At 70.0% G+C, this 9,986-nt stretch carries 8 protein-coding genes and 1 pseudogene; 1 reads left to right on the plus strand and 8 read right to left on the minus strand.

Translation table 11 applies throughout. From position 1 onward, the window contains the following. Positions 1 to 163: 163 nt before the first annotated feature. Positions 164 to 598 carry a YccF domain-containing protein gene (locus ACFVXG_RS44415; RefSeq protein ID WP_387936217.1) on the minus strand — a complete coding sequence of 145 codons (435 nt, stop codon included), beginning with the start codon at positions 596 to 598 and terminating at the stop codon, positions 164 to 166. Between ACFVXG_RS44415 and ACFVXG_RS44420 the strand changes: the two are divergent. Continuing rightward, positions 539 to 710 (plus strand): annotated as a pseudogene (locus ACFVXG_RS44420) (IS630 family transposase); the annotation flags it as partial. The gene ACFVXG_RS44415 and the pseudogene ACFVXG_RS44420 sit on opposite strands and share 60 nt — an antisense overlap. Before the next feature lie 162 nt (positions 711 to 872). Here ACFVXG_RS44420 and ACFVXG_RS44425 read toward each other — a convergent pair. From ACFVXG_RS44425 to ACFVXG_RS44455, 7 genes are read right to left on the minus strand one after another with little or no spacing between them, the layout of a single operon-like run. Continuing rightward, on the minus strand, positions 873 to 2,345 hold the full coding sequence (locus tag ACFVXG_RS44425; RefSeq protein ID WP_387936218.1) for a cation:proton antiporter: 1,473 nt from the start codon (positions 2,343 to 2,345) through the stop codon (positions 873 to 875). Beyond that, a complete protein-coding gene (locus ACFVXG_RS44430) occupies positions 2,342 to 3,625 on the minus strand; it encodes an MFS transporter (protein ID WP_387936219.1) in 1,284 nt (427 codons plus the stop codon). The genes ACFVXG_RS44425 and ACFVXG_RS44430 overlap by 4 nt, the downstream gene beginning before the upstream one ends. Next, positions 3,622 to 4,398, minus strand: a complete 777-nt coding sequence (locus tag ACFVXG_RS44435) for a thioesterase II family protein (RefSeq protein ID WP_387936220.1) — start codon at positions 4,396 to 4,398, stop codon at positions 3,622 to 3,624. The genes ACFVXG_RS44430 and ACFVXG_RS44435 overlap by 4 nt, the downstream gene beginning before the upstream one ends. After that, positions 4,385 to 5,668, minus strand: a complete 1,284-nt coding sequence (locus ACFVXG_RS44440) for a cytochrome P450 (RefSeq protein ID WP_387936221.1) — start codon at positions 5,666 to 5,668, stop codon at positions 4,385 to 4,387. Before ACFVXG_RS44440 ends, ACFVXG_RS44435 begins: the two co-directional genes overlap by 14 nt. After that, a complete protein-coding gene (locus ACFVXG_RS44445; protein WP_387936222.1) occupies positions 5,665 to 7,512 on the minus strand; it encodes an amino acid adenylation domain-containing protein in 1,848 nt (615 codons plus the stop codon). The genes ACFVXG_RS44440 and ACFVXG_RS44445 overlap by 4 nt, the downstream gene beginning before the upstream one ends. A gap of 5 nt (positions 7,513 to 7,517) precedes the next feature. Next, complete coding sequence (locus ACFVXG_RS44450) at positions 7,518 to 8,996, minus strand: AMP-binding protein (RefSeq protein ID WP_387936223.1); 1,479 nt, start codon at positions 8,994 to 8,996, stop codon at positions 7,518 to 7,520. Between the two features lie 45 nt (positions 8,997 to 9,041). After that, on the minus strand, positions 9,042 to 9,848 hold the full coding sequence (locus ACFVXG_RS44455; protein ID WP_387936224.1) for a phytanoyl-CoA dioxygenase family protein: 807 nt from the start codon (positions 9,846 to 9,848) through the stop codon (positions 9,042 to 9,044). Positions 9,849 to 9,986: the final 138 nt, after the last annotated feature.

A 9,986-nucleotide genomic window follows, 5' to 3' on the forward strand; every position in this document is an offset into this window, starting at 1 on the left:
GGAAAGCGCCAAGAGGATACGACGTCAGCCGGACGGACCCACCCAGATTTTCACCCCGTTGGGGTGAGCCCGTAAGGGCTTCGGATTACTGACCCGCGGGCCGGTCGTCGGGGGCGGGTCGTCGGGGTGCGGGACCAAGCCCCCTCCCCGACGACCGGTCAGGTCAGTACCGCGCGCCCCACTCCTGGTCGGTGGAGACGATCTCGCGGCCGAGCGGCATCAGCGAGATCGGGATCATCTTGAGGTTGGCCCAGCCGAAGGGGATCCCGATGATCGACAGGAACAGCGGGATGCTGGTGAGCAGGTGCCCGATCGCCAGCCACCACCCGGCGAAGACGAACCAGATGACGTTGCCGACGCAGGACGCGGCGCCGGCGTCCCGCCGCTCGACGGTGGTCCGCCCGAACGGCCACAGTATGAAGCCGGCGATCCGGAACGACGCGATCCCGAACGGGATCGCGTTCGGACGCTCAGCATGCCGCCGGTTCGTCTCTCCGCTTCCGACTGACGTTGCCGCAGGCCTGAGCGGCGCAAACACACCCACAAGACGCCGACGATCGAGACCTGGCTGGTCTCCCACCCGCGCTTCGACCTGCACTTCGCCCCGACCGGCTCGTCACGGCTCAACCTGGTCGAGCGCTGGTTCGCCGGAGCTGACGAAGAAGCGGATACCGAAAGGCGTCTACAAGTCGGTCCAAGCCCTCGAAGCGTTCGCTGCCTGCGGTCGCACGCGCTCGCGCGTGCGACCGCAGTTGTCGCCCCGAACGGGTCCTCCGCAGGGAGCGTCGAACGCGGCGGGTTTGTCGGTGCTTCCGCTCGGCGAGGTGGGCTTCCTTCGGTTCGTGAGCCCCCTTCGCTCGTGCACGTGACCGTCAGGCCACCCCGCTCCCCAGGCGTGCGTCCGCCGGCACGCGGGGTTCCGGCGAGGGCGTCTCAGGTGGCGTGCCCCGGAAGAAGCGTTCGATCAGGGATAGCGCCGGTGCTGTGATCATGGTCGTGACGAGGGTCATGATGACCAGCATGGTGAAGACCGTAGGACTGATGATCTTGAGGTCGAGTCCCACGTTCAGCACCACGAGTTCGGTCAGGCCACGGCAGTTCATCAGCGCACCGATCGACCACGCGTCCCGGCGGCCTATCCCGGACACGCGTGCTGCCACCGTGCTCGCCACCCACTTGCCGGTGATGGCCACCAGCGTGATCACACTGCACCAGAGCCACAGGCTCGCGTCCGTACCCAGCAGGCCGAAGCTGGAACGCAGGCCGGTGTAGACGAAGAAGAGCGGCAGCAAAAACGTCACCGTCAGACCGCGGACTTGGTCGGTGGCGTGCTTGACCTGTGGCAGGCCGCGCGGGGTGATCGCGCCGAACAGGAAGGCGCCGAAGATGGGATGGATGCCGATCTTCTCGGTCGCGAATGCGGACAGCAGGAGGCCGCCGAGGAGGATCGACAGCGCGGCCGATGCGGGGACGCCCCGCGGGCCCCGGGTGCCGTCGGCCTCGCCACCTTCGCCCCGGGCGCCCTCCTCCCGCGGGGTCAGCAGACGTGCCATCAGCGGCTTCACCACCAGCAGCATCACGGCGACGAAGGCGATCGTGAGCACGACCGTCAGTCCCGTCGCCGCCACCGACGTGCCGGTCGCGACGGCGGTCACCACGGCCAGCAGACACCATGCCGTCACATCGTCCACGGCGGCACAGGTCAGAGCCAGCGAGGCCAGTTCGCTGCCGCTCATCCCGCGGTCGTGCAGGATGCGCGCCAGGACCGGGAAGGCGGTGATGCTCATCGACACCGCGAAGAACAGGGCGAAGCCCGTGGAGGACACCCCCTCGCCCAGGGACCCGTACATCTGAAGGGCCAGCACGATACCGGAGAGGAAGGGCAGGGCGATGCTCGCGTGGCTGACCATCACGGCGGCCTTGGCCCGGTGCCGCAGCAGCCCCACGTTGAGCTCGTGCCCGACCAGGAACATGAACAGGACGAGTCCGACCTGCGCGAGCACGTTGATCGAGGGGGTGAGCTCGGCTGGCAGCAGCCAGTGGAAGCCGGCGGGCCAGGCCCAGCCCAGGAGCGAGGGGCCAAGCAGCACACCGGCGATGATCTCGCCCATGACCGGGGGCTGACCGAGCCGACGGAACACGGCGGCCAGCAGGTGGCAGGCGAGGAGGATCACCGGCAGCGCCAGGAGCAGCTTCGCGAAGGTGTCAGTGGCGCCACCGGGCTTGGACCCCGCCGACGAGGTCTCGAATCCAGTACCGGTACGCAGCACCAGGACGCCGATGGCGAGCGGCGCCACGACCATCAGCAGGTACGGCGCGAGCACCCGGAGCGAGCGGCGCGTCATGTGGCGGCCGCCAGCTCCGTGTCCTGGGGGATCTCCCGGACCGTCCGCACGCGGGAGAAGAAGATCACGGCGGCGGAGCAGAGAATGCCCACGGAGACCACGACGAGGGCCACGGTCACCCCGGTCCAGCCGCCCAGCGCGCCGCCGAACACCGCTCCGACCGGGGCTGCCCCCATCACCAGCATCCGGTTCGAGGCGTTCATCCGGCCCTGGAGTTCGTCCGGGGTGATGGCGGTCCGGTAGCTGCGCAGGTTCACGTTGCAGACGATGACCATGGCGGCGTCGACGAAGTGCATCACGATCACCAGCACCACGGCCGGGAATGTGGGCACCACCGTCGCCACCGGCAGCAGTACGGAGACGAGGCCGGCCATGCCGAGGGAAGTGACGAGCGCCGGGCCGAGCCCGAGCCTTCGGCCGAACCGCTCCGCGATCAGGGCGCCGACCAGCGCGCCGGCCCCCGAGGACGACATGATGAGACCGATGTGGATCGGCTCCAGGTCCAGCGTCCTCGTGATGAAGACGAGGAACACCGGTTCCAGGGCCAGGGTGAAGAAGTTGAAGATCATGGTGGCGACGACGAGCACCCGGATCGTCGGGTTGCGGGTGATGAAGGTGATCCCCTCACCGATCTCCCGCCAGACTCCCTTGGACGGCGTCTCCTCGTCCTTCACCGCGCCGGCGGGCGTCCTGACGAGAGCCGTGAAGACGGCCGATATGAGGTAGGCCGCCGCGTTGACCACCATGGCGACCGGTGCCGACACCACCTGGAGGATGGCACCGCCGATCGCGCTGCCGCTCAGGCTGGAGGCCGAACTGCTCAGCTCGAGCTTGCTGTTCGCCTCCACGAGATGGGTGCGCTCCACCACCTCGGGCAGCATCGACATGCCGCCGATGTCCGAGACGACGGAACAGCAACCCACCAGCAGGACGACGCCCATGAGCAGCGGGATGGTCAGTACGTCCTGCCACCAGGCCAGCGGGATGAGCAGCAGCAGACCGGCGCGCACGACATCGGTCGCGACCAGGATGAGCCGCTTGGAGCCGCGGTCGAGCCACACGCCGGCGAACAGGCTGATGAACAGGTAGGGCAGGCTCTCCAGCGCGCTGATCAGACCCATCTCGAAGAGCGAGGCGTTCAGGGTCAGCGCGGCGATCAGCGGAACGGTCACGGCGACCACGCGCGAACCGAACATCGCGGCGGTCTGTCCCACCCACAGATTGCGGAAGCTCCGGTGGCGGAACAGACCACCGAACTTCTTGTCGTTCGTCGTCGTCATGCGAGCCGTTCTCCAGTGCCTTCCGTGCTGTCTTCCGTCGCCCCGAGTGCCATCGCGTCGGCGAGGACCTCGAGCAGTCCCTCGGGTGCTCCCAGGAACGTGTGGTGGTCGCCCGGGAGGATCGCTCGGTGGAAGCGGTCCTCCGCCGTGTACCGGGCCCAGCCGCCCATCTGTTCCGGCCGGATCTCCTTGTCGACGTCCCATCCGATGGCATGGAGCGCCGACGGCATCTCCACCGGTTCGTCGAGGTGGTACTTCTTGTTGGCCTCCAGATCGTCGATCAGAACGCCGAGGCCCATCTCGATGATGTCGGGGTTCGGCTGAGCACCCAATTTGGCGAAAAAAAGCTCCAGTTCGGCGCGCAGCTCGTTCTCGTTCAGCCCGAGCCAGCGGCCGAACGGCCCGTCGTGCGGCGAGACCTGGGAGGACATGAACAGCCAGTCGGGCGTCGGCAGCCCCTCCTTGAACAGGTGCAGCGCGGTCGCGAACGCCGGCAACGCGCCACCGCAGTGGCCGAAGAAGCCGAACGGCCGGTCCAGATAGGGGAGCAGACCCTCGGCGACATTCGCCGCCAGTTCCTCGTACGTGCCGTAGTGCGGTTCGCGGATACGGTTCTCCCGACTCGGGAACTGCACGGCGCACACCTCGGCGCCGCCGACGGAGGCGGGCCACTTGCTGTACATCGACGCGCCGAGCCCCGAATAGGGGAAGAGGAAGAGACGCGAAGCCGCTTCGCCTCTGGGCCTGCGGAGTAGCCATTTACCTCGGGACACGGGTCTCCTCGTTCGCAGCGGCCAGTACCTCGTCGGCGCCGGCGCGCAATGTCGCCACGACCGGCATCCGTTTGATGCCGGCGATGAAATTGGATGTCAGGTGTTCGACCTCACCGGTAGGTTCCAGCCGTTCCACGAGGCGGGCCAGCTCGCCGAAGAGCAGCCGCAGGGCGATCCGCGCGAGCGGCGCGCCGATGCAGTAGTGCGGGCCCCAGCCGAAGGCGAGATGACGATTGGGGGAGCGCCCCACGTCGAAGCGATACGGATCGGTGAAGACGGACTCGTCACGGTTGGCGGAGCCGATCCAGGCGACCACCGCCTCGCCGCGCCTGACCGGTGTTCCCGCGATCTCGGTGTCCGTCACGGCGTGGCGCAGGAAGTGGTTCGCGGGCGAGGCCCAGCGCAGGCCCTCCTCCACGGCCGGCGCGACCAGTTCGGGATCCTCCCGCAGCCGTGCGTACTGCTCGGGATGCTCGATCAACGCGAGGATCGTGGCCGCGATGGAGTGCGGAGTCGTCGCGTTGGCTCCGAGGAGCATGCTGTAGCTGTTGAAGACGATCTCGTCGTGGCGCAGCCGGCGCCCGCCCGCGTCCATGCCGACCAGATAGCCGATCAGATTGTCCTGGCCGGCGCTGGGGCCGACCCGCTCCGCGAGGTACTCGAAGAGCTCGTGGTGGGCGGTGACCAGGTTCCCCCCGACCTCGCCCTCCTGGAACATGGCGTCCTCCGGGGCCACCGCCATCGTGGCCAGCCGCGCGAGATCGCCCAGGTCCTCCTCCGGAAGCCCCATCAGGAGACCGGTGAACGCCATCGGGAAGGCGGTGGCGGCAGCCGCCAGCTCGAACGTGCCGCCGTCGGCGAGCGGGGCGAGCATCCGGTGCACCAGCCGCTTGACCTGCGGCTTCTGCGCTTCCAGAGCGGTGAAGGACATCACCCGGTTCAGCGGTTCGCGCATCGCGGTGTGCACCGGCGGATCGCTGGCTGCCAGCATCTTGTTCCCTGCGGGATCGGTGCTTCCGAGCACGGAGAGCACGGTCCCGCGGCGTGAGGTGAAGCGGGTGTGGTCCCGCAGCACGGCGCTCACGTCGGCGTACCGCGTCACCGAGAGGAAGCTGCGCCCGTCCGGCAGCGTCTGGCGGTGGGCCGGCGCCTTCTCGCGCATCAGCTTCCAGACCGGGTGCGGATCGCCGGTGGCGTAGAACCCCGGATCGAAGAGGTCGATCGCGTCGAGATCGATGTCCGCGCTCAGCCCGGACGAGGTGATCCTCATGCCGCGCTCCCCGCGCCGATCGTCCGGGCCAGACCGCCGACCGTCGGGTCCTCGTAGAAGCTGCGTGCCCTGACGAGGACGCCGAACTCCGTGGCGATCTGCCCGGTGATCTGTGTGGCGAGGAGGGAGTGGCCGCCGAGTTCGAAGAAGTCGTCGTCGACGCCGACCCGGTCGATCTCCAGGACATCGGCCCACAGCTGCGCGAGCCGTGCTTCGAGCGGGGTGGCGGGCGCCTGGTAGTCGTTGTCGAGCTCGGGGCGCTCCTCGGCCGTGCGCCCGGCCAGCTCTGCCCGGTCGACCTTGCCGCTGGCGGTCAGCGGCAGCGCGTCCACCTGCCGGAAGTACGAAGGCACCAGGTACGAGGGCAGCGCGTCTGTCAGATGCCCGCGGAGATCCGTCGCGGAGAGCGGGAAGTCGCTCTCGTAGAAGGCGGCGAGCCTGCGGTCGCCGCCCGTGTACGTCTGCGCCACGACCGCGGCGCGCAGCACGTCCGGGTGCCGCTCGATGGCGGCCTCGGCCTCTCCGGGCTCGACCCGGTGGCCGCGGATCTTGACCTGGGCGTCGGCCCGGCCGAGGAATTCGAGACCGCCGTCGTCGCGGACCCGGGCCAGGTCGCCCGTGCGGTACATGCGGGCGCCGGGCACGGGTGAGAAGGGGTTGGGCAGAAACCTTTCCGCGGTCAGCCCGGCCTGTGCGTGGTAGCCGCGCGCGAGGCCGGAACCGCCGGCGAACAGCTCTCCGGTGCTCCCGGGCGGCACCGGGGAGAGTTCCTCGTCGAGGACGTACACCTCCGTGCCGCTGATCGGGCGGCCGATCGGCACCGGACCGTCTCCGACGGCCTCGGTGACCGGGTGGCAGCAGGTGAAGGTGGTGTTCTCGGTCGGCCCGTAGCCGTTGACCACCGTCACGGCGGGGAGTGCCGTACGGACACGGTCGACGTGCGACGGCGACAGCACGTCGCCGCCGGCCACCAGATAACGCAGCCGGGGTAGGCCCTCGGGTCCCGCGTCGACGAACTGATGGAACAGGCCGGCGGTCAGCCACAGCACCGACACGCCTTCCCGGCGTGCGAGCGCGGTGAGTTCGCCCGGTGACCAGTCGCCCGCGGGGACGACCGCGAGCCGTCCGCCGGCCGCCAGCGGTGTCCAGATCTCCAGGGTGGAGGCGTCGAAGGCGACCGGCGCGTACTGCAGGAAGACATCGTCCGCGTCCACCCGCAGGAAGTCGGCCGAGACCAGCCGCACCACGGCGCAGTGCGGCACGCAGACGCCCTTGGGGCGGCCCGTCGAGCCGGAGGTGTACGCGATGTACGCCAGGTTGTCCGGCCCGGCGCCGGCCTCGACCGGGAGCGGCTCGACCGCGAGGTCGTCCGCGCCGCCCGTGGCGTGGTCGAGGTGCACGACGGTGACGCCGAGAGCGTCGTACGTCCCGGCCTCCGCCTCCGTACCGGTGGCCCCGTCCGCGGTCCCGGTCAGCAGGACGCGTACCCCCGCGTCGGCAAGGAGTGCTGCCCGCCGCTCCAGAGGGTCCCTCGGATCCACGGCGAGATACCCGCCGCCGGCCTTGAGCACGGCGAGCAGCGCGACGATCAGCCGCGGTGAACGGTCCAGGCACACCGCCACGGGGTCGTCGAGACGTACGCCCAGGCTCCGCAGCCGGTGTGCGATCCGGTTCGCCCGGACGTCGAGGTCCCGGTAGGTCAGGACGTCCCCCCCGCAGGTCACCGCAGGGGCGTCCGGTGTCCGGTGTGCCCAGCGGGCCACCAGCTCGTGCACCCGGTGCGTCCCCCGCTCGGTGGACACGTCCTCGGGCAGGTCCGTGACGGTCGTCGTCGTTGTGGACATACGGCTCACACCATCCCCATCAGCAGGGCGCGGTCGATCTTCCCATTGGCATTGACGGGGAAGGCGTCCATGCGTACGAAGTGCCGCGGCACCATGTAACCGGGCAACTCCCGCGCGCAGGCGTCCCGCAGGTCCGCCTCCGTCACCGATTCGTCCTGCGGGACGTAGAACGCGGCCAGCTGGTTCGTACCCTGGCCGCGCACGCACAGGACGAGCGCCCGGCGCACGCCCGCGACGCGGGCGAGGACCGCCTCCACCTCGCCGGGCTCGACGCGGTAGCCGTTCACCTTCACCTGGTCGTCCACGCGGGACACGAACCAGTACACCTCGCCGTCGTACCGGACCAGGTCGCCGGTCGAGTAGCAGCGCCGTACCCCGCCGTCGACGTGGACGAGGTCCTGGAACTTCTCCTTGGTCAGCGCCTCGTCCCCGAGATAGCCCACGCCGACGCAGTCACCCGCGGCGATCAGCTCCGCGGTCTCACCCGGCCGGTACGGGCGCACCCGGCCGTCTTCGGCGCACAGCAGCTCCGCACCGACGACCGCGACTCCGATCGGCGGGCGGTCCGGCCAGTCGCGGGTGTCGCCGTCGAGCCGGTGCTGGGTGATCACATGCGTCTCGCTCGGCCCGTACTGGTTCACCAGCCGGATCCGGCCGTCGCCGCACATCTCCCGCACCTCGTCGTTGATGACCAGCTGCTCGCCGGCCACGGCGATCTCACGGACGGACGGGATCGACTCCCCACCGAGCGTGGTCACCATCGCCATGCCGTGCAGGGCACCGACCGGCATGAACAGCCGCGCCACCTCATGGCGCCGGATCAGCGGCACCAGCTCGAACGCGTCCCGGCGCTGCTGGTCGTCGACCATCACGAGCCGGGCCCCGACGAGCCACGTGGACACCATGTCCTCGTAGACCACGTCGAAGCCGATCGACGCGGCGTGCAGGGTGTGCGGCGGAACGTCGTGAACCCAGTGCTCCCGGTGCCAGACCGCCAGGGCCTCCAGGACCACCGGGGGCACCGCGACGGACTTGGGCTCACCGGTGGAGCCCGACGTCGGGATCACATAGGCGATCGGCCCCTCGGCGAGCTCCGGGCTCCCGGTGCCGGTGCCGAGGTCTCCGAAGGCGCACTCGGCAAGGTCGAACCCCGTCTCGGCGGAGCCGTCCTCGCGGACCAGGAGGGCCGCTCCGGCCCCCCGCAGGATCCGCTCGGTGCGCGGTCGCGGCAGGCCCGGGTCGAGCGAGACCACCCCCGCGCCCACCCGCCAGGCCGCGAGCACCGCGGCACAGCGCAGCCAGGAACGGGTGGCGTACACGGCCACGAGGTCACCGCTGCCGACCCCGCGCTCCCGCAGCCCGCCCGCCATGCGCGCGGACAGCGCGTCGAGTTCCCCGTAGGTGTGCGACTCCTCGCCCTCGACGACGGCAACCTCGGCACGGTGGCGGCCGATCGCCTCGGTGAGGATGTGGATCAGTGCCATTCCCGGCTCCTCGTGTCGGCGCCCGCCGCCCGGAGGCCCGCGGTCTCACAGCGCTTCATTCAGGGCCTCCAGCGGCTGGTTGTCGCGGGCCGCCAGGAACTCGGGGCGGGGCGTGGGGACATCGGCGAGCTCGTTCTCGACGCTGTTGTACGTGGCGAGGAAGAGCGTGCGGTCGACCGGGGACATGTTCGGCCCCGAGGCGTGCACGATCCTGGAGTCGAAGAAGAGCAGGCTTCCCGCGGGGCCGGTCGCCGAGCGGATGCCGCGGTCGCCGACGGCACGGGCGACGTCGTCCGGACCGAGGGCGTAGTCGAGGTCCGCGGAGAGGCTCGACGCCCAGCCGGGGGCCTCCTCGTCGGGGCTCGACCCGTTGCGCTCGGTCCGGATCACGCCCTGGAGGTGGGACCCCGGGACGAAGAGCAGGGGGCCGTTGAACTCGTCGGCCTCGTCGAGGAAGAGGGCCACGTTGACCACCCGGGGCTCACGCAGGCCGTCCTGCTGCTCCCAGAAGATGTAGTCCTGGTGCCAGGGCCAGGTGTCGCCGCTCAGCGCCCGCTTGGCGTTGATCTTGCACTGATGCACGTAGACCTTGCTCGCGAGCAGCTGTTCGGCGGAGGCGAGCAGGGAAGGAAGGCGGATCAGCCGGGGGAAGAGCTCGCCCGTGGTGTGGCAGCCGTGGATGCCTCGGACCGTCTTCCCGTCCTTCTCGAAGACGCGGCCGGGATGATCGAGGGCGAAGAGTCGCTCGGCCTCGGCTCGCAGCCGACCGATGTCCTCGGCTGCGATGACGTTCTCCACCAGGACGAAGCCGTCCCGCTGGTAAGACTCGATGAGTTGGTCGGTGAGAATCACAAGTCCCCCTGTAGTACCTGGATTTCAGGAGTCGGGGGGGGGGGCCCCCCGGGCCCGGGGCCCCCCCCCGGCCCCCGAGCGGGCGGGGCACAACCCCAGCCCCCCGGACACGCGCCCCCAGAGGGGCCCACCCCGGGA

The organism is Kitasatospora sp. NPDC058162, assembly GCF_042884005.1.
In the GTDB taxonomy this organism is placed as follows: Bacteria; Actinomycetota; Actinomycetes; order Streptomycetales; family Streptomycetaceae; genus Kitasatospora.

Coding starts and splice junctions, on each gene's coding strand:
- ACFVXG_RS44445 (WP_387936222.1), bottom strand. CDS start 7,512: ATGTCCACAACGACGACGACCGTCACGGACCTGCCCGAGGACGTGTCC.
- ACFVXG_RS44430 (WP_387936219.1), bottom strand. CDS start 3,625: ATGACGACGACGAACGACAAGAAGTTCGGTGGTCTGTTCCGCCACCGG.
- ACFVXG_RS44425 (WP_387936218.1), bottom strand. CDS start 2,345: ATGACGCGCCGCTCGCTCCGGGTGCTCGCGCCGTACCTGCTGATGGTC.
- ACFVXG_RS44450 (WP_387936223.1), bottom strand. CDS start 8,996: ATGGCACTGATCCACATCCTCACCGAGGCGATCGGCCGCCACCGTGCC.
- ACFVXG_RS44440 (WP_387936221.1), bottom strand. CDS start 5,668: ATGAGGATCACCTCGTCCGGGCTGAGCGCGGACATCGATCTCGACGCG.